General features: G+C 70.4%; 14 protein-coding genes and 2 pseudogenes. 9 read left to right on the forward strand and 7 right to left on the reverse strand.

Features of this window, described 5'->3' with window-relative positions; translation table 11 throughout:
* The 4 genes and pseudogenes from IF23_RS34930 to IF23_RS0114495 all read right to left on the reverse strand — a co-directional run.
* Nucleotides 1-171, reverse strand: a pseudogene (locus tag IF23_RS34930) (transcriptional regulator); the annotation flags it as partial.
* A 243-nt stretch (nt 172-414) separates the two neighbouring features.
* Nucleotides 415-861 carry a hypothetical protein gene (locus tag IF23_RS0114485; protein ID WP_051739567.1) on the reverse strand — a complete coding sequence of 149 codons (447 nt, stop codon included), beginning with the start codon at nt 859-861 and terminating at the stop codon, nt 415-417.
* Nucleotides 862-1,154: 293 nt separating this feature from the next.
* The gene (locus tag IF23_RS0114490) at nt 1,155-1,886 is read right to left on the reverse strand and encodes a response regulator transcription factor (RefSeq protein WP_078653985.1); all 732 of its coding nucleotides are present in this window, start codon (nt 1,884-1,886) and stop codon (nt 1,155-1,157) included.
* Nucleotides 1,883-3,151, reverse strand: a complete 1,269-nt coding sequence (locus IF23_RS0114495) for a sensor histidine kinase (RefSeq protein WP_078653973.1) — start codon at nt 3,149-3,151, stop codon at nt 1,883-1,885. Before IF23_RS0114495 ends, IF23_RS0114490 begins: the two co-directional genes overlap by 4 nt.
* 240 nt (nt 3,152-3,391) lie before the next feature.
* Here IF23_RS0114495 and IF23_RS32630 point away from each other — a divergent pair, with 240 nt between their 5' ends.
* The 4 genes and pseudogenes from IF23_RS32630 to IF23_RS34615 all read left to right on the forward strand — a co-directional run.
* A complete protein-coding gene (locus IF23_RS32630; protein ID WP_078653986.1) occupies nt 3,392-5,143 on the forward strand; it encodes a carboxylesterase/lipase family protein in 1,752 nt (583 codons plus the stop codon).
* A gap of 210 nt (nt 5,144-5,353) precedes the next feature.
* Nucleotides 5,354-6,865, forward strand: coding sequence for a carboxylesterase/lipase family protein (locus IF23_RS0114500; protein WP_030283607.1), 1,512 nt, complete (start codon nt 5,354-5,356; stop codon nt 6,863-6,865).
* A 682-nt stretch (nt 6,866-7,547) separates the two neighbouring features.
* Complete coding sequence (locus IF23_RS0114505; protein ID WP_030283609.1) at nt 7,548-8,108, forward strand: transglycosylase SLT domain-containing protein; 561 nt, start codon at nt 7,548-7,550, stop codon at nt 8,106-8,108.
* Between the two features lie 1,023 nt (nt 8,109-9,131).
* Nucleotides 9,132-10,769, forward strand: a pseudogene (locus IF23_RS34615) (BTAD domain-containing putative transcriptional regulator); the annotation flags it as partial.
* A gap of 75 nt (nt 10,770-10,844) precedes the next feature.
* Here the strand turns inward: IF23_RS34615 and IF23_RS34935 are convergent.
* The 3 genes from IF23_RS34935 to IF23_RS0114530 are packed head-to-tail and all read right to left on the reverse strand — an operon-like array spanning nt 10,845 to nt 13,355.
* Entirely contained in the window at nt 10,845-12,008 is a 1,164-nt protein-coding gene (locus tag IF23_RS34935; RefSeq protein WP_030283616.1) for a MalY/PatB family protein, read from the reverse strand.
* On the reverse strand, nt 12,005-12,433 hold the full coding sequence (locus IF23_RS0114525; RefSeq protein ID WP_030283618.1) for a GFA family protein: 429 nt from the start codon (nt 12,431-12,433) through the stop codon (nt 12,005-12,007). Before IF23_RS0114525 ends, IF23_RS34935 begins: the two co-directional genes overlap by 4 nt.
* Nucleotides 12,426-13,355, reverse strand: a complete 930-nt coding sequence (locus IF23_RS0114530) for a 2OG-Fe dioxygenase family protein (protein WP_030283620.1) — start codon at nt 13,353-13,355, stop codon at nt 12,426-12,428. Before IF23_RS0114530 ends, IF23_RS0114525 begins: the two co-directional genes overlap by 8 nt.
* Nucleotides 13,356-13,594: 239 nt before the next feature.
* On the opposite strand from IF23_RS0114530, the gene IF23_RS0114535 reads away from it, so the two are divergent.
* From IF23_RS0114535 to IF23_RS0114555, 5 genes are read left to right on the forward strand one after another with little or no spacing between them, the layout of a single operon-like run.
* Nucleotides 13,595-14,911, forward strand: coding sequence for a trans-sulfuration enzyme family protein (locus IF23_RS0114535; RefSeq protein ID WP_078653975.1), 1,317 nt, complete (start codon nt 13,595-13,597; stop codon nt 14,909-14,911).
* A complete protein-coding gene (locus IF23_RS0114540; protein WP_030283623.1) occupies nt 14,908-15,921 on the forward strand; it encodes an OsmC family protein in 1,014 nt (337 codons plus the stop codon). Before IF23_RS0114535 ends, IF23_RS0114540 begins: the two co-directional genes overlap by 4 nt.
* On the forward strand, nt 15,918-17,192 hold the full coding sequence (locus IF23_RS0114545) for a lysine N(6)-hydroxylase/L-ornithine N(5)-oxygenase family protein (protein WP_051739568.1): 1,275 nt from the start codon (nt 15,918-15,920) through the stop codon (nt 17,190-17,192). The genes IF23_RS0114540 and IF23_RS0114545 overlap by 4 nt, the downstream gene beginning before the upstream one ends.
* Complete coding sequence (locus IF23_RS0114550; RefSeq protein WP_078653976.1) at nt 17,189-18,436, forward strand: MFS transporter; 1,248 nt, start codon at nt 17,189-17,191, stop codon at nt 18,434-18,436. Before IF23_RS0114545 ends, IF23_RS0114550 begins: the two co-directional genes overlap by 4 nt.
* Before the next feature lie 5 nt (nt 18,437-18,441).
* Nucleotides 18,442-19,452, forward strand: a complete 1,011-nt coding sequence (locus IF23_RS0114555; protein ID WP_030283628.1) for a class I SAM-dependent methyltransferase — start codon at nt 18,442-18,444, stop codon at nt 19,450-19,452.
* Nucleotide 19,453 lies beyond the last annotated feature (1 nt).

The following is a 19,453-nucleotide window of genomic DNA, read 5'->3' on the forward strand; positions in this document are numbered from 1 at the left end:
ACGCGCATGATCAGAACGCGTGAGGTAGTGCAGACGCGCCATCAAACCACGACGAACGGAAACAGGCGTGGCGATGAATCCGGCTAGCTTGTCGAGCTGACGCGCAACCGCCTCATAACCCTTGACGCCCCGGGCGCCGAACTTACCGAACTCAATATTCCTATCCGGCACCTGGCACCCCCTCCAGCACTCGATATCACTCCCCACATTCTACGTCAAAAGCAGGCGGCACGAGGAATTAGCGTGTGCCTGCGCTAAGTATGATGGTCTGCCGGAGATCGCGGGAAAGCGCCTAAGAATCTGAATGCCGAAGTGGCCATGCCATAGCCAGACGCCCCGGCGGTGGGTAGCGCCTGGCCCTGGGGTGCGCAGGGCTCCGTGGGTTGTGGAGCGGGGGTTCGCTCTACGGGTGGGTCAGTGCCTGCCTCGGTCGGTGTTTCTTGCTGTTGTCAGCCAGTTGGTGAGGAGCTTGTACCAGCGGTTGTTGTCGGTGCGTTCGGTGAACCAGCGGTGGTTCAGTAGCAGGTAGATCTCCGTGCCGCTGGTGCGGTGCAGGATTACTGGAGCGCCTGCCTTTTTGAGGCCGCCGCCGAGGAACCGTCCGTAGAGTTCGGTGAATTCGTTGCTGATCGAGTCGATTTCGCGGGGAAAGAGTGTGACGTAGTCGGCGTTGTCCCATCCGGTCAGCACCAGCCGGTTGTTGTAGAGGGTCGCCGTTCCGCGCCGGGGGAAGAGTGCTCGCTGGTTGATGATTGCCTTGGCTCGACCGCCGACGCCGGTGTCCGCAAGGTCTTCGGCGGTTGCGCCGAAGTAGTTGTCCTTCGCCAGCAGGACATCAGGGTTCGTATTGCTGTGTGTCATGTGCCCAGTCTCGATCCGGTGAGGGTGGTGACGCATTGGGCCATGGGATAGTTCGCTTCGCCTTTGGTAGCGCGGTGCGACGACCTTGGTAGCGTTCCCCAGCTCGGCTATGGAGTCGTCAGCGGCGTGGTGAGGCGGCTGCGGGTGATTGTCGACGGGAGGGGCAACTTCCTGCTGGCGGGGCCGGTAAGTCAAGACGCTGTGCCTGTTGACCTGCGGTCCGATTCTTTTTCGGCAACTGTGCCTGGAAGGCCCACAGTTCTGGATTTCGGCTACCTCTACTGATCAGGCCGTCAGTCCAGTTCTGCGTCGTGGGTGAGTAGGGCGAGTTGTACTCGGTTGTTGAGTTCCAGGTGGTTGAGGAGGCGGGTGATGTGTGCTTTGACGGTGGCCACGCTCACGTAGAGTTCTGTGCCGATTTCGGCGTTGGTTTTACCTCGCGCCACGGCGAGGGCTACTTGGCGTTCGCGTTCGGAGAGCTTTGCCAGTTGGGCGCGGGCGGTGTTGCGGGCGTGGTCTCGGGCGGTGTCGGCGGTGTGGGGGGTGAGGCGGTCGATGAGTTGTCGGGTGACGGTGGGTGAGAGCATCGGTTCTCCGTCGGCCACTCGTCGTACGGCCTCGACGATCCGTTCCGGTGGTGTCTGTTTCAGCAGGAAGCCGGCGGCTCCGGCGCGTAGGGCGCGTAGTACGTGTTCGTCGGTGTCGAAGGTGGTGAGGACGATGATTTCGGGGGCGTTCGGGCGGCTGCGGAGTTGTTCGGTGGCGGCCAGGCCGTCGACGCGGGGCATGCGGATGTCCATCAGGACCACGTCGGGGGTGTGGTTGCTGACGGCGGCGATCGCCTCGGCGCCGTCGGTGGCCTGGCCGACGGTGGTGATGTCTGGTGCGCCGCCCAGCATGGTGTCGAGTGCGACGAGGACCAGGGGGTCGTCGTCGACGATGAGGACGCGCACCGGGTTGTCGCGTCTGTTGTGAGTGTCGGCCCTGTGGTCGGGGGCGGGTGTCGGGGGGTGGGGGCTGTTCATGGTGTCCACGGTAGCCAGGCCCATAGGCGGAACTCGCCGGTCGCGGTGCGGCCGTGTTCCAGGCTGCCGCCGGTGAGGTCGATCCGTTCGGCCAGTCCTGCCAGGCCGGTGCCGGAGCCGGGGACGGCGTTGTGGTGGCTGCCCGGTGTGGGGAGGGGGTTGTGTACCTCGATGGTCAGGCCCTGCCCGGGGGCTCCTTCCGTTCTGAGTCGTACCGGTGCGTGGCCTGCGTGTTTGCGGGCGTTGGTGAGGGCTTCTTGGACGATGCGGTAGGCGGTGCGGCCCAGTGCCGGGGGTGTGGTCGTGGCGTCGTCGTCCGTTATCCGGTGGGTGAGGTGGATGGTGAGGCCGGCTTGGCGTACTTCGTCCACGAGGCGGGGGAGGTCGGCGAGGGTGGGTTGGGGGGTGACGCCGTTCGTTTCTTCTGTGCCGTCCGGTGTGCGCAGCAGGCCGATCACTTCGCGTAGGTCGCAGAGGGATTGGTGGGCGCTGGCGCGGATGGTGCGTACGGCGGTCTGGATTTTTTCGGCGGGGGCGTCCGGGCGGTATTCGAGGGCTCCGGCGTGCATGGTGAGCAGGGAGAGTCGGTGTGCCAGGACGTCGTGCATTTCTCGTGCGATGCGTTCTCGTTCGAGGCGTCGTCCTTGTTCGACGCGGAGTTGTTGTTCGGCTTCGGCTCGTCGGGCGCGTTCGGTGAGGGCCAGTACGAGTTGTCGGCGGGCCCGTATCGCCATGCCCCAGCCGGTGGCGGCGAGGCACAGAAGTGTGGTGGCGCCGACGCTGGCCCAGTAGGTCTGTGGGGTGTGAGGGCTCGGTGGGGTGATGAGGTATTGGGCGGGGGCGCTGGCTACCGCCAGTGCGGTGAGGGCGGTGGTTGTCGGTGTGCGTCGGTGTACGGCTGCGGTGAGGAGGGCGATGGCGGAGGCTCCGGCGGTGGTGGGGAGCCATACGGAGGCGGCGATGAGTACGGCGGCGAGGGTGGTGGGCCAGCGGCGTCGCCACCAGAGCGCCGTGCTGGCTGCGGCTCCGAGTACGAGTGGGGCGTGGGGGTGTGGTGGGTGGTGGGTGATGTCCATCAGCCACCAGGTCAGGGTGGCGCTGGCGGTGGCGGCGATGTAGCAGGTTGTGTCGGTGAGCCAGTCGCGGGCTGTGCGCCGGGGGTGCCGTGGTGGGCCGCTTGCGGGGTCCGGGGTGAGGCCGGACGGGAGCAGTCCTGGGTGGTCGGGTCCCAGGCCGTCACGGGTGGGGGGCGTGCGGGGGAACATGGTCTTCACGCTACGTGGTGGGTTGTCGCCGTGGCAGCGTCGGAAGTCGCGTGGTTCGTGTGGGGGTGTCGACCTTCGGCCAGTGGTTGTCGCCGGGGGTGTATCGGGGTGAGCGCATCGGGTGATGCGGGCGGGGTGCGTTGCGGGGTTGGTTGGTGAGGTGTCGAGGGGTCGGTGGTGGTGCGCCGCCTGCCGGTTTCCTCTCTCTGCTTTTCCTCCTTCTGGCTTCCGAGGTTGCTCATGGCCAACGGTGTGTTGCGATGGGTTGGCGCTGTGCTGGCGTTGGCCGGGCTGGTTCTGTTGTGTGGCGTGGCGCCGGGTGGGGCGGGGGCGGGCGGGGCTTCTGTGTCCCGTTCTGGTGGTGGTGTGGTGGTGAGGACGGATCGCGGGGTGGTGCGTGGTGCCGTGGTCGGGGGTGTCCGTGTCTTTCAGGGGATTCCGTATGCCCGTCCGCCGGTGGGGGCGTTGCGCTGGCGGGAGCCGCGTCCGGTGGTTGCCTGGCGTGGTGTGCGGGATGCGACCCGTCCTGGTGATCGGTGTGCGCAGTTGGGGGCGGATGGCCGGTTGGTTTCCCGTTCGTCCGAGGATTGCCTCTATCTGAACGTGACCGCGCCGCGTGGTGGCGGTGCTGTGGGTCGGTCCGGTGGTCGTCTTCGTGCGGGTGCGGGTGAGTACGGCTTTCGGCGTCCGGTGGTTGTGTTCTTGCATGGTGGTGCGTTCAGTTCTGGTGCGGGCAGTGATTACGGTGCGCGTCGTTTGGCCGTCGAGGGTGGGGTGGTTGTGGTCACCGTCAATTCGCGGTTGGGGGTCTTCGGGTATTTCGGCCACCGGGGGTTGGTCGGGTCGGGGACGTTCGGTCTCGTTGATCAGCAGGCGGCGTTGCGTTGGGTCCGGGACAACGCGGTGGCGTTCGGTGGGGATCCGCGCAGGGTTACGTTGGCCGGTCAGTCGTCGGGGGGTGCGGGTGTCTGTGGTCAGCTTGTTTCCCCGGCTGCTCGTGGGTTGTTTCAGCGGGCTGTTGTGCAGAGCGGTTCCTGTGCGCAGAACTGGCCGGGTGGGGTGATGACGCCTGGTGGTGAGCCGTTGTCCTATTGGGCGCCGCGCTCGGTTGTCGATGCCCGCGGGCGGCAGGCTGCGGTGCGGTTGGGGTGTGGGGCAGGGCGTCGGGGTGGTGTGCGTGGGGACCGTGCGGTGGTGGCGTGTCTGCGTCGGGTCACCGATCTGCCGCGGCTGTTGGGTGAGAACGGCGGTTTTCTGCGTCTCGCTTTTCGTACTCCGGCGCTTCCGCTCGATCCGATGACGGCGCTGCGGCGTGGTCGGTTCAACCGTGTTCCTGTGCTTCAGGGCAATACGCGCGACGAGCACCGGGTGTTCGCGGCGCTTTTCGATGACGGGCGGATCACTCCGGGGCGTTATCGTGCTTTGCTCGGCGCGGTGTTCGGTCCGCAGTTGGCTGATCGGGTGCGGCGTGTATATCCGGTGGGGGCGTACGTCGGTGAGGCTCGTCGTAGTCGTTTCCGTTGGCCGGCGACGCTGGCTTGGGCGGCGGTCGGTACGGATCGTGGGTGGGTCTGTCCGACGCTCGCCGCCGATCGGCTTCTGGCGCGTCAGGTTTCTGTTTACAGTTATGAGTTCGCCGATCTGAAGGCGCCGGATATGACCGGGATTCCTGCCCCGGGCTTTCCTTCTGGGGCGGGGCACGGGTCGGAGTTGCCGTACCTGTTCGATCTCGGGGGTTCCTGGCACCGTCTCGATGCGTCGCAGCGGCGTCTGGCGGGCCGGATGGTCGGCTACTGGGCGCGGTTCGCCCGTACCGGTGACCCCAACGGTCCTGGGCTGCCCGGCTGGGAGCCGTTCACCGGGTCCGCCGCGCACGGCGGCACTCTGTCTCTGGGTCCGGGGGCGCCGGGTGGTCGTGGCGGCATCGCGCCGGTCGATGCCGCTGCCGAGCACCATTGCGGTTTCTGGCGGGCGGTCGGTGCGACGGGCTGAGGTGCTGGTGGTGGGAGGGGCTGTCCTCAATCAGCCCCGCTTCAAGGGCTGGCTGGCCGGTAAGGGGTGGCCCGACGGTCATGCTGAACAGTTCGGGCACGGGTCCCGTTAAGGGTTGTCCCGCGCGCTGCCTGTTCAAATGGTGAGTGTGCAGGCGTAGTTGGTGCGCGGGGGAATGCGACCGTCCTGGATTGTGGTGGAGGGGATGGCATGGGTGCGGCAGCGGACCACCCCCGGGTGGGTACGGCGGAGGGTGTGGTCGAGGGGCGTTGGCGTGCGGGGAGGGCGGAGTTCCGGGGTGTTTCCTACGCCCGGTCCCTCGTGGGTGGGCTCCGCTTCGCCGCGCCCGCGCCGCCGGGGTCCTGGGACGGTACGCGGCAGGCTGCCGAGTTCGGGCCGGTGCCTCCGCAGTCCGGGCCGGTTCAGGCCGAGTCGGCGCACGGGACCGATTGGCTGACGCTCAACGTCTCCACTCCGGACCCGGGTGCGGCGGGTCTGCCGGTGGTGGTGTGGATCCCCGGTGGGGCGTATCTCACCGGGGTGGGGAGCGACCCGGTGTACGACGCCGCGCGGCTGTGCCGGGCCGGGCTCGTCGTCGTGACCGTCAACTATCGGGTCGGCGTCGAGGGGTTCGTCCACCTGGCAGGCGCTCCGGCCAACCGGGGGCTTCTCGACCAGATCGCCGCGCTCGAATGGGTGCAGCGCAACATCGGCCGGTTCGGGGGTGATCCTTCGCTGGTCACGGTGGCCGGGCAGTCCGCGGGGGCGGGGTCGGTCGCCGCGCTGTTGACGGTGCGGTCGGCGCGGGGGCTGTTCCGGCGGGCCGTCGCCCACTCGGTGCCGGGCAGCCACATCACGCCCGCGCTGGCCGCAGAGGTGGCTGCCGCGCTCGCGGGCCGGTTCGGGGTGGCGCCCACCGTCGATGCCCTGAGCGAGGTCGATCCGTGGCGGCTGGCCGATGAGCTCACCGCGTTCGGCGCGGACCTGGCGGGCGATCGCGGGCGCTGGGGTCGGCTGGCTCAGCTGGGGGTGGCCGTCTGTCCTGTGGTGGGCACCGATGTCCTGCCGGAGACGCCGTGGTCCGCGTTGGCCGGGGGCCGCGCGGACGGCGTCGAGCTTCTCGTCGGGCACACGCGGGACGAGTTCCGGCTCTTCTCCGTGATGGCCGGGCGGTACGGGTCCTTCACCGACGACGACGCCCGGAGGGCCCTCGACCTGTTCGCCCCGGGACCGCACGGAGCGGCTGCCTACCGGGCCGCTTCCCCCGGTGCCTCGGCGAGTGAGTTGCTGGAGTCGGTGGAATCCGATGCGCTGTTCCGGATGCCGTCCCTCCAGCTGGCTCAGGCCAACGCGGTGGCCGGCGGTACGTCGTACCTCTTCGAACTCTGCTTGGCCTCGACGACGTCCGGCGGTGTCCTGGGGGCTTGCCACAGTCTCGATGTGCCCCTCGCCTTCGGCACGTTGGACAGTCCCACCGGCAGAGGCGTGTTCGGCGACGTCCCCGGTCCTGCGGCTCTCCGTGTCTCCCGGGAGATCGGAGCCGCGTGGGCCCGGTTCGCCCGCACCGGCGATCCCGGTTGGGCGGCGTACCACCCCGAGCGGCGGCTGACCCGCGTCCTGGACACCGAGTCGGCAACGGTGCCCTATCCCGAAGAGGTCTCCCGGCAGATCTGGGAGGGGCAGGCTCCGGTCCCGTTCGATGTCGCCGTGGGGCGGGGGTGATGGTCGTCCGGCGTTGAGGGGCCAGCGTCGGCTTCCCGGCCCAGGAAGGGCCCCGCGGGGGTGCCTGTGCGGTGGTCCGGCCAGGCGGAGGGGGTGGTGGGGCGGGCAGGCGGCGGTGCGGGGAGTGCTGAGCGCGGCGCGTGGACGGCAGCGCGGCACGGCGTGGAGCAGCCGTCGGGCGGCCGCTGAGCGCCGCAGCGGGCAGCGGGGCGGGCCATGGATAGAGGGACGAGGCACGGAGCCGGGCCCCGTGTAGGAGTAGGCGCGGTCGTCGCCCTGCACATCCATGGCCGGAAAGTGACTAACGCCGACCCCACGGTCACATCAAGCCGTCCGATACGTCCCGATTTAGGGCTGAAATGTGAGGGCAGGCACGGGACCCCCGTCACACCGGAAGCCGGGTAGTAGGGGGCATCGGCATCAGGAGCGCCCTGTGCGCCGTTGTCCGATTTCTCCTGCTATTTGGGGTCGTAGGTCACATGTTTGCGCTTGGTGGCGGGCCTCCCGCAACGTGGTGGACGTACCGGGGAGCCGAGCGCCGGACCGGGCGGACGAACACTCCGCCTGTGCCTGACCCGGCCCCACGACGCGACAGCCGCGTCGAGCACGCACCGGAGCGTGCGTGCCGCCGACCCTCTGTCGGCCTCCCCACGAGATGTCCCCCGAATGGAGAGGTACGCCCATGACTGCCATCACCGCCACCCGCTTCCGCAAGTACACGATCGCCGGTCTCGCCACCGCAGGTGCCGCCGCGGCCGCCGTCACGCTGGCCCCGACCCCGGCGCACGCCGCCCCGGCGCACGCCCCCGCCACCGCTTCCGTCTCCGCCACCACCGTGGCGCACCAGGCCGCCAAGGCCGACGCGCAGGGCGGCGACGCCCAGCAGGTCTCGAAGCTGGTCGAGCAGGGCAAGCAGCAGCACGGCGACAACCTCGACGGCTGGATCCGCACCGCCCTCGACGTCATGAACGCCAAGGGCATCCCCGGCTCCTACGACGGCGTCAAGAAGAACATCATCCGGGAATCCGGCGGCAACCCCCAGGCCCAGAACAACTGGGACGTCAACGCCCAGAACGGCGTGCCGTCCAAGGGCCTGCTCCAGGTCATCCAGCCGACCTTCGACACCTACCACGTCGACGGCACCAAGGACTCGCTGACCGACCCGGTGGCCAACATCGTCGCGGCCTCCAACTACGCCGCCGACCGCTACGGCTCGATGGACAACGTCAACTCCGCCTACTGATCGACCCGATCGTCCCGGCGGAGCACACAGCCCGCCTGGGCCCTGGGGACAGCCGCCCCACGGAGCGGCGGGGCTCAGGACACCGGTGAGGCCGGGCAGGACACACCTCCTGCCCGGCCTCACCCCTTTCCCCCAAAAGTTCGACACCTTCGACACCGTTGAGGGAGCGGTGCGCGCCCCCGGCCGCCCGGCAGACTCCGCGTGCGCCGCGGGCAATCAGCTGCGTGTGACCATTCGGGCAGAGCGAACTGCCCCTTTGTTCACCCCCTTTCCCCTTCCACGCGGACTGTTCCTGCGTCATGGTCGCGTTCTGCGACGATGCAACCCACCTCGTCCGAAGGGACCTTTCATGCGGCGCACCAGTGAGTCCCGACAGAACTCCGGCCCCCTACGCGTGCAGGCCGGGCGGCCCGCCCCGGAAGTCCCGCCGTCACGGTCGCGGCGGAAGGACGCGTACGCCCGTCGGTGACCTGTGTGCACCGGCGGCCCCGGGGAGCGAGGGGAAGGTTCTCGTGCGGTGCGGTCGGCTCGCGGTGCGGTCGGCTCGCGGTGCGGTCGGCTCGCTGCGGTGGAGCCGTGAACCAGGGGCCGGGCGGCCAGCCCGGCGGCCCTCGTGCCGGTGCGCTCCGCCGGGCGCTCGTACGGACCCGTGGGACGGAGCCGCGGGACGGGGACGGCGTCGATGACCTGCCGTGGCGGACGCGCTACGTGACGTCGGCGTGAGCGGCGTCCTGGGCCACCCACCGGGCCTCGGTCCCGGAGCCGCTGCGCCGGGCCCGGAAAAAGGTCACGGGGCGCGGCATAGACCTCACCGTCCCCGGGGCATCCACCCCGCCAGGGGAGACGGCAACAGCATCACTTTCCACTCCGCTACCGGCGCCGGAAACCGGCGATGCCCCTGTGCAGGTACCGGCCGATCCACCGCACCACAGGAGTTTTCCTCATATGTCCCACCGGCTTCCCGGTCCGCCGGGGAGTTGGCATCGCCCCACTGACGACAGTGCGAACAAGGGAGAACAGCTCATGGCCGGCGGCGAAGCTGCGTGTCCGGAGAACGGTGTGCTGCGGCGGATCGCGGCGGTTCCCGGTGGACCGTCGGATCCAGGCGGGCCGTCGGGGCTGCGGTTACGGGTGCTGGGGCACATCTCCGCGCAGCGGGGCGCCGCCGAGCTGGCGCTGGGGCCGCGTCGGCACCGGGCGCTGCTGGCGCTGCTGGCGCTCAGGCCCGGTCGGGTGGTGCCCACCGGGATCCTCGTCGAGGAGTTGTGGGGCGGTGCCTCGCCGCGGCGGCCGGTCGCCACGCTGCAGACGTACGTCTGTCATCTGCGGCGCGCGCTGCAGGCCGCCGCCGGGGATCGGGATCCGGCGCTGTTGCGGTACCGGGCGCCGGGCTATGTGCTGCAGCTCTCGTCGGAGCAGGTGGACGCGCACCGTTTCGAGGGCCTGGTGAGGTCGGGGTGCCGGTTGTTGGACCGGCAGCATGCGCGCAGTGCGCGTGATCTTCTGATCGAGGCGTTGTCGCTGTGGAACGGGGAGCCCTACCAGGAGTTCGAGGACCTTCCGGTGCTGGCCGACGAGTCCGCCAGGCTGGAGCAGGTCCGCCTCACGGCCGTGGAGTCGCTCGCCCGGGCCCGGTTGGTGCTCGGTGAGGCCGCCACGGTGGCCGCGGAGCTGATGCCGGAGGCCCGCCGTTACCCGATGCGGGAGCATCTGATCGGTCATCTGATGACGGCGCTGTCGGAGATCGGGTGCCGGGCCGAGGCGTTACGCGTCTACGAGCAGACCTGTGCGTATCTGGCCGAGGAGTTCGGGGTGGGCGCCAGCAGCGAGCTGAAGGTCGTCCATGCGGCTCTTCTCCGGCAGGAGCTGCGGAGCCGCACCGCCCGGGCCGCCGCTCCCCCGCCGGAGCCGCAGCGTCACGGCGCGGCGCCCGCGGCCCCGTCGCGGGTCCGCCCGGAGCACGGGCGGGCGCTTCCGGAGCGGGAGCCGGTCCGGAGCGGGCCGGTGGGCCGGTCGCGGGCGGGTGGGCCGTCCGCGGGGCGGGCGAGGGCGCTCCAGGACGCGGCGGCGTACGAGGTCTCGGGCGGGTTGCGGGTGGCGATGTTGCAGTCGGTCAGTCTCGGGGGGATGCCGGCCGCGCTGCGTGATCTGCACCGTGAGCGGCCCGACATCCGGCTGGTCCTGAGCGAGTATCCGAACACCGAGGAGCTGCACACCGCGTTGGAGCGCCGGGAGGTGGATCTCGCCGTCGGCCCGTTGCCGCGGGACTGGCCGCATCCGGTGCATCTGGTGGGGACCGAGGAGTTCGTCATCGTCCTGCCGCCGGACGATCCCACGGATCTGAGGTCCGGTGCGCGGGTGCCGTTCTCCGCCCTGCACGACCGCGAGTGGGTCCGTCTCTCGCCGCGGAACGGCCATGCCCGTTTCCTCGACGAGAGCTGTGCCGCGGCGGGCTTCCGGCCCGGGACCGCGATCTACACCGAGCAGAGCGTCACCGCTTCGCTGCTGGCCCTGTCCGGTCTCGGTCCGGCGCTGATTCCGGCGCATCTGCTGCCGCCGCACTTCCCCGGGCGGGTCGTCCTGCCCGACCCGCCCGTCCGCCGCACCTTGGCCGCCTACTCGTACGAGCGTCCGGACGAGGTGACCCGCGCCTTCATCGAGAGGCTGGTGTCGGGCGCCCGGCTGGCGTCCGCGGGGCGGGTGGCGTGCGCCCGCGGGGAGGACGGCCGTGGTGTGTCAGCCGATCGCCTGGGCGAGGCGTTCCACGAGGCGGGTGAGTACGTCGGGGGTGGTGGCGAAGTTGAGCCGGGCGCATCCTCTGCCGGGCGGGCCGCAGTCGGCTCCGTCGACCACGGTGATACCGGCCCGGCGGGCGAGGAGTTCCGCCAGCCCGTCCTCCTGTCCCCGGAGCCGCGGCAGACCGCGCAGGTCCAGCCAGGCCAGGAAGGTGCCTTCGGGTGGTAGGTGGTCCACCTCGGGCAGGTGGGTGGCGAGGAGTGCGGCGAGCAGGTGCCGGTTGGCGTCCAGCCGGGCGAGCACGGTCTCCAGCCAGGGGCGGCCGGAGCGGTAGGCGGCTGCCGCGGCCACCGCGCCGAGGGTGGCGGTGCCGTCGGTGGCCAGCCGACCGAGGCGGGGCCACCGTTCCCGGTCGGGGTCGTTGGTGAGCAGCAGCTGCGCGCATTTGAGCCCTGCCAGGTTCCAGCCCTTGGAGGCGGAGGTGGCGGTGAGGGTGTGCCGTGCGGCCTCCGGGGAGACGGACGCGTACGGGATGTGCCGGTGGCCGGGGTAGACCAGGGGGGCGTGCACCTCGTCGGCGAAGACCCGTCCGCCGTGGCGGCGGACCACGGCGTCGACGGCCAGCAGGTGGTCCCGGGTCATGACCGTGCCGAGCGGGTTGTGCGGGTTGCAGAGCACCAGCAGGTGGCCGCCCGCGGCGAAGGCGCGGTCGAGCGAGTCCAGGTCGTGGACGTAGCCGTGCCCGGAGCGGACGAGGTCGACCCGGACGATCTCGCGGCCCAGCAGCCGGGGCACGGTGAGGAACGGGTTGTACGCCGGCATCGGGACGATCACGGGTGAGCCGGGGCGGGAGAAGTGGGCGATGGCCACGTGCAGGGCGCGGATCACGTCGGGCAGCAGGTGGACGTCCTCGGGCGCCACCCGCCAGCCGTAGCGCTCGTACTGCCAGTCGGCGCAGGCGGCTGCGGCGTCGGCCGCCAGTGAGGGGGTGAGGTAGCCGAGCCGGTCGCGGTCCACGGCGGTGCGCAGTGCGGCGGTCACGGTCGGCGCGGTGCCGAAGTCCATCTCGGCGGCGCAGGCTCCGATCCCGCCGACGCCTGCGGTCTCCCATTTGAGCCGGTCCAGTGCGCCCGGGGCGGGGGCGGAGCCGAGCGGGCCGCTCATTCGCTGAGGATGTGCTGTCCGGCGGCCATGCTCGCTTCCCAGTTCTGCCCGTCGAACTCGACGTACTCGATGTGCGTGGCGGGTGCGAGGTCCAGGCAGCGGGCGTTGACGCTGAAGAATCCGGTGGGGTGGGAGCGCGGGCGGTAGAAGGGCATGATGCCGCAGACCGCGCAGAAGGTGTGGTCCGCGACGCAGTTCCCGAAGCGGTAGGGCTTGAGATACTGCTGTCCCCGGTGGAGGGTGAACCGCTCCTCGGGGACCATGAGTTCCTGGTGGCCCGACTTGTAGCAGATCCCGCAGTTGCACAGGGTGAGTGTCAGGTTCCGGCTGGCGCGGGCCTCGAACCGTACTCCGCCGCAGTGGCAGGAGCCCTCGTACCGGACCCGTTCGATGGTGTCGTCGGTGGGGGGCGTCGGGTCAGCCATGACACCGCACCCCGGTCGGCTCGTCGTCGAAGGTGGGCAGGTCCGCGGACATCGGCAGGCCGGTGTGCGGGTGCATCGAGTCGTGGTGGTGGGAGATGTGGCCCGCGGCGGCCGGTTTGCGGGTGAAGAAGATCAGCATGTCGCGGGTGGAGGTGCGGCCGGGGTCGGCGGCGGTGACGGGCGAGACGCTGTGTTTGCGTTCGTGGTCGACCACGAGCAGCGTGTCGAGGAACCGGCTGTGCCGGACCCGGCCCACCACCAGCGCGGGGTCGGTCTCGTGCCAGCGGGCGCCGTTGGCCTCCCGGATGTCGTGGAGGTAGGTCACGGCGCTGTCCTCGGTCATGTTGGTGCTGTCCAGGAGCGTGGTCATGGTGTGGTCCACGCCGTCGCTGTGGACGCCCTCCAGCGCCGGTTCGCCCAGCAGCCCGGCGTCGGTGACCGTCCTGAGGTTGAACAGGGTGCAGATCCAGTCGGGCGAGCCGTAGTCGAGCAGCGGGCGGTGGGCCGTCGCCACTCCCCCGATGACCAGGGACTTGAAGGCCAGCAGCGCCTGGAAGGCGGTGTTGAGCTGGAGGTCGTCCCGTACCTCCTCGAAGACCCGTAGTTCGCCGGAGTCGTGGCGGACGAAGTCCTCCTCCTTCGACAGGACGAAGGGCTGGAACTCCAGTCGGGTGGCCCGGCGGGCCACCGGGTCGAGCCGGAACCGGCCGTTCTGGGATTTGCGGAAGGGGAGCGTCGGATCGCTGCGCAGTCCGTCGCCGACGTGCGCCAGCCGTTCCAGGTCGGCTCCGGACGCCCCCAGCGCGCGGAGAATTCCCGCCAGCTGTGCGCCCTCGACGAATACGGACCGGTCGCGTACGTACCGGTGTTTTATCTCCCTGATTTCCGCGGAAACGGCCGGGGTGATTTCCGAGGTTTCCATGCAGCCTCCTCGCGAATGGGTGCGGACTGTGCCTCTTCCCCGCAGGGAAAGTTAGGGGCGCTCCGGCCGGGGTGTCAAACATTCATTCCTTCCCGAGCCGTGCGGGGCCCGGATTTCTCTTGGGCATTGACGGTGCGTTGACACCGCGTTGACATTTCATCAGCGCCGGGTCCCCTACATTTTTCCGAGGCAGCGGGGCAACGCCGTTCCGGACCACCTGGACTTCACCTGGGAGACACGTGACGAAAGAAACCCGCACGGCGATCGGCTTCGAGGAAGGCCGCTCCAGCGAGGCGAAATGGTTCAACGACCTCACCCGGTCGCGTTTCGCGGGGCCCGTGACCCCGCACCACCGGGTCCTGTCGCGCTCGGTCTCCCCGGAGACCCTCGCCGTACACGCCGGGACCTACGAGGACCCTGTCACCGGAGCCGTCGGCACGCCGGTCTTCCAGACCAGCACCTTCCTGCTGGACGAGGCCAGTTACACGGCCTTCTCCGACGGGACCTCACGCGACGTGCCCATCTACACCCGCTACGGGAACCCCTCCCAGTGGTCGGTCCAGGAGAAGATCGCCGCCCTGGAGGGCAGCCGCAGCGCCCTGGTGACCTCGTCCGGTATGAGCGCCATCGCCAGCACCGTCTACGCGCTCACCAACGCCGGAAGCCACATCATCTCCGCCTACGACGCCTACGGCGGGACCTACAACCTGCTGCGTGAGGACATGCCGTCGGCCGGCCGGGAGGTCACCTTCGTCGACCCCACCGATCTGGCGGCGATCGAGGCGGCGGTCCGTCCCGAGACGCAGCTGCTGCTCTTCGAGACGCTGACCAACCCCCTGCTCAAGGCTCCGGCGATCCGGCGGATCGCGGAGATCGCCAAGCGGGCCAACGCCCTGCTGGTGGTGGACAACACCTTCCTGACGCCGGTGAACATGCGGCCGCTGGATCTGGGTGCCGACGTGGTCGTGCACAGCGCGACCAAGTACCTGGGCGGGCACAGCGATCTGACCGCCGGTGCCGTCGTCGGGCGGCGGAAGTTCCTCGACCGGATCTGGGCGCAGGCGCTGCGGTTCGGCGGCACCCTGGAGCCCCTCACCGCGTTCCTGCTCGAACGCGGTCTGAAAACGCTGCCGCTGCGGATGCGGGCGCACAACGAGAACGCCCGGGAGATCGCCCGTCATCTGGCCGGTCACCCGGAAATCGTCGCGGTCCACCATCCCGAGATCGGCGGCGGCCGTTACGCGGATCTGGAGAGCGCGGACTATTCGGGGTACGGCGGAATGGTCAGTTTCGAGGTGCGGGGCGGGGATGAGGCCGCACTGTCCTTCATGAAGAGACTCGACATTCCTTATGTCGCCACCAGTCTCGGCGGTGTCGAATCTCTGGTGAGTATGCCCGGAAACACCTCGCACAGTTCGCTCACCGCGCGCCAGCGGACGCAGATCGGAATCCATCCCGGACTGATCAGGTTTTCGGCGGGAATCGAGAACCCCCGGGATCTGATCCGCGATCTGGACCATGCGCTCGGCGCGCCGGAAGAGGAGGGCAGGCGATGAGGAACAGCTTCAACACCGCCGGATTCAGTGAAGTGGTGCACGAGATCCGCAACGATCCCGCCGAGGCCGACTTCTGGTACACGGCGAAGGCGCGGTCGTCGCCGTCGCGGGGTCTGTCCGTGGACATCGGTCCGGCGCTGTTCGGCACGATCAAGTCCGCGCGCAGCTTCCGGGTCGAGGTCGGGGACCCCGCCGACGGCCCGTGCGCGGACGCCCCGCTGCCGCTGCACCTCGCGCTGACCGGTATCGCCTCCTGCGCGCTGACCACGCTGGTCGGCGGCGGCAGTTCGCAGAACGTCGTGTTCGACAGCGCCGACATGGAGCTGACCTGCCGGGACGGGGCGTACGAGACGCGGGTCGCGGTGGGCGGTGTCCCGGAGGACAAGGTCGTGGCCGATCTGCTCGACCAGGTCGAGCAGTTCAGCCCGAACTACCGGACCCTGACCCAGCACGTCCCGGTGGCCCTGGGCTTCGGCTCCCGGCCGCTTCCGGGTGCCGACGGCGCGGAGGTCGCCGCCGGGCGGACCGTGGCCTGCCGGGTGCGGTGGATCAGCGGCACCCAGTTGCTCTCCCGTCCGCTGGGCGAGGGGTGCGGGCCGGATCTGCGGGTCGACGCGCCCAAGCAGCTCACCGGCGTCGACTGGGGGCCCAACCCGCAGGAGTACCTGCTGATGGGGCTCGCCGCCGATGTGGCCGCGCAGTTGGGGCGGCTCAGCCGGGCGGACGGCCGGTATCTCACCTGGGAGGTGTCCGCCACCGGCCGGGAGGACATCGGCGGGCTGTTGCAGGCCGATCCCGCGGCCGTCGTCCACCTCCAGGACGTCGCCTGCGCCGTCGCGCCGCCCCGGGGCGCCAAGGCGGCTTCCGAGAGCGAGCTGACGGAGCTGGTGCGTACCGCCTTCGCCCACTCGGAGGTGCGTGACCTCATCAGCCGGGCCCGGAGCGCGGGTCTGGCGTGGCAGCCGCAGGCGGACACCCCGGTGCCGTCGCAGGAACCGGGCTGCGCATGAGCGACGACCGCCCCACCGACGTCGTCGCCATCGGCTGCGGACCCGCCAACCTCAGCCTGGCCGCGCTGGCCGCGCCCCTGGAGGAGCTGCGCGTCACCGCGCTGGAGGCGCGCAGTTCGGTCGCCTGGCACCCGGGGCTGCTCTGGAGCGGCTCGCGTCTGCAGGTCAGCGGGGTGAAGGATCTCGTCAGCCTGGTCGACCCGCGCAGCCGCTTCAGCTTCCTGAACTACCTCCACGAGCAGGGGCGGCTCTACCGCCATCTGATCGCCGGTCACGACCATGTCAGCCGCAAGGAGTTCGATCAGTACTTCACCTGGGCGGCGCATCTGCTGGACGTCCGGATCGGCGAGCGGGTGGAGGCCGTGGAGCACGACGGGGACCGCTTCCGGGTCCGCACCCCCCGCGGCGACCGCCGCGCCACCCATCTCGTCCTCGGCGTCGGGCAGACGCCGCGGGTGCCCGACTGCGCCCGCGGCCTCACCCACCCCCGGCTGTGGCACGCCGCCGAGCACCTCACCCGGGACGTCCCGCTGGCGGGGCGGGACGTGCTGCTCGTCGGCGGTGGGCAGAGCGCCGCGGAGGTGGCCCTGGACCTGATGTCCGGCCGGGCCGGGACGCCGCGCCGCCTGACCTGGGCGACCGGCCGCCGCGGTTTCGCGCCGCTGGACGACTCACCGTTCGCCAACGAGTGGTTCAACCCCCGCTACGTCGAGTACTTCCGCGACCTCCCGGCGGACCGGCGGGCCGCGCTCCTCGACCGGCAGGGCTCCGCCGCCTCCGGCATCACCCGCGAACTGCTCACCCAGGTCTACAAGCGCCTCTACGAGCTGGACTACCTCACCGACACACCGTTCCGGCACGATCTGCTCGCCGGGACGCGGCTGGACGGGCTCGTCCGGGACGACGACGGTTTCCGGGCGACCCTGCTCGACACGGTCACCGGCACCCGGCACCGCCACCGCAGCGACATCGTCGTGCTGGCCACCGGCTACCGGCCGCAACTGCCGTCGTTCATGGAGCCGTTGCGCGACCGGCTCTCCCTCGACGGCGAGGGGTACGCGGTGGCGGCCGACTACCGGGTGCCCTGGGACGGTCCGGACACCCAGCACATCCATGTGCAGAACGCCGCCCGCGCGACCCACGGCGTCGCCGACCCCAATCTGGGGCTCGCCGCCTGGCGCTCCGCCGTGATCCTCAACAGCCTCCTCGCCCGCGAGCACTATCCGCTCAAGGCCGACGAGATCGCCCTCGGGCTCGGGAGTCGGCCATGACGTCCGTCACCGAGCAGCCACCGGCTCCCGGCGGCGCCGGGCGCTACCGGCGGCTCTTCGCCGTTCCCGGGGTGGCCCGTTGTGTGCTGCTGATGTTCGTGGCCCGCCTGCCCGTCACCGCCATGGGACTGACCCTGACGCTGCACGTGGTGTCGGGTCTGGGCCGCGGTTATGTGGCCGCCGGGTTGGTCGGCACCTCCACCACGATCGGCACCATGCTCGGCGCGCCGCTCGTGGGCCGGGCGCTGGACCGGCACGGGCTGCGCCCGGTGCTCGCCGTGTGCGGCACGGTGGCCACCGTGTACTGGATCAGCACGCCCTGGCTTCCGTACGAGGTGCTGCTGGTCGCGGCGCTTCCGGCCGGGGCGCTGGTGGTTCCCGTCAGTTCGCTCTCCCGGCAGATGCTGACCGCGCTGGTGCCGGACGAACAGCGCCGGACCGCGTTCTCGGCGGACGCCGTCGCCATGGAGACCTCCTTCGTGGTGGGTCCCGCGGTCGCCGTCTTCGCGGCCGCCACCTGGTCCAGCCGGATCGTGCTGACCACGATCGGCGCGGTGGTGGCCCTGACGGCGCTCCTGCTGTACCTGCAGAACCCGCCGCTGCGCCGCAGCGGCGAGGCGGCCGCGCCGCTGCCCGGCGGGCGGCGCTCCTGGTTCGACAGCCGGATGGCGGCGACGCTGCTGGTGTCCACGGGAGTGCTGTTCGTCCTCGGCGGCACCGAACTGGCCCTGATCGCCGCGCTGCGCGCCTCGGGGGACGTCGCCTGGACGGGTACGGCCATCGCCATCATGGCGCTGGCGTCCATCGTCGGCGGTATCGCACACGGCGCGGTGCGGCGTTCGCTGCCGCAGTCGGTGCTGATCACGCTGCTGGCGGTCCTGGTGATCCCGGTGGGGCTGATCACCGGCCCGTGGTGGCTGGTCGGTCTGGCGCTGGTGCCCATGCAGCTGGTCTGCGCGCCGACGCTGGCCACGATTTCCGAGAGCGTCAGCCGGATCGCCCCGCCCTACGCCCGCGGCGCCGCCATGGGCCTGCTGGACGCGGCGACCCGTCTCGGCGGCGCGCTCAGTTCCCCGCTGATCGGCCTGGTCATCGACCGGTCCACGCCCGGTTGGGGCTTCGCCGCCTCCGGGCTGGGCGGGCTGGTGTTCGTGGCGGTCGCCGCGGTCTGTACGGGCGGTGCCCGGCTCGGGCCCTCCCGTGGAAAACCCCTCTCCGACACTCCCCTAGAGGTGAACAGGTGACGACGATGCACTCCACCGACACGGACGCCGGGTCCTGGACGACCGCCGCCCGCATCTACAACTCCACCGTCGCCGCCTGGGCGATCAGCGCGGCCTGGGAACTGGGCGCGCTGGACGAGCTGCACGACCGGGGGTTCCTGGACACCGCGGAGTTCGCCGCCCGCCACGATCTCGACCCCGCCGCCACCCTCGGCATGTTCCGGGGGCTGACCTCGGTCGGGATCGTCCACCGCGACGGCACCCGGATCACCCCCGCGGAGCCGTTCGCGGAGATCCACCGGACCCGTTCGCTCTTCCACTGGCTGGTCCGCGGCAACGGTGAGCTGTTCCAGCAGATGCCCTCGGTGCTGCGGAACGAGAACCGCTTCGGCAGCTTCTACCGGCGCGACGCGGTCGCCATCTCCCGTGCCTGCAAGGAGATCAGCGCCTTCTGTTACGACCCGTGGTTCTGGCCGGCCGTGGACGGGCTCGGATTCGTCCCGCAGGTGACGGCCGACCTGGGTTGCGGCAGCGGGGAGCGCCTCATGCAGATCCTGCGCCGCCACCCCGGGACGCGGGCGGTCGGCATCGACATAGCCGGGGAGTCCCTCAAGGTGGCCGAGGCCGACGCCGTCGAGGCGGGGCTGGCCACCCGGATCTCCTTCGTCGAGGCCGACATGCTGACCATGGAGCCGCGCCCGGAGTTCGCCGAGGTGGAGCTGCTCACCTGCTTCATGGCCGGACACGACTTCTGGCCGCGGGAGCAGTGCGTCGCCACCCTGACCCGGCTGCGGCGGCTCTTCCCCCGCGTACGGCGCTTCCTGCTGGGCGACGCGACCCGCTCGGTGGGCGTCGCCGACCAGGACACCCGGGTCTTCACCCTGGGCTTCGAGGTGGCGCACGACCTGATGGACACCTTCATGCCGACGGTCGGGGACTGGGAGTCGGTCTTCGCCGAGGGCGGTTGGGACCTGCGCCGTAAGCACACCATCGACATGGTCGCCAACGAGGTCATCTTCGAACTCGAGCCCCGGTGAT

The sequence above is a fragment of the Streptomyces catenulae genome, assembly GCF_000718015.1.
GTDB classification, from domain to species: Bacteria; Actinomycetota; Actinomycetes; order Streptomycetales; family Streptomycetaceae; genus Streptomyces; species Streptomyces catenulae.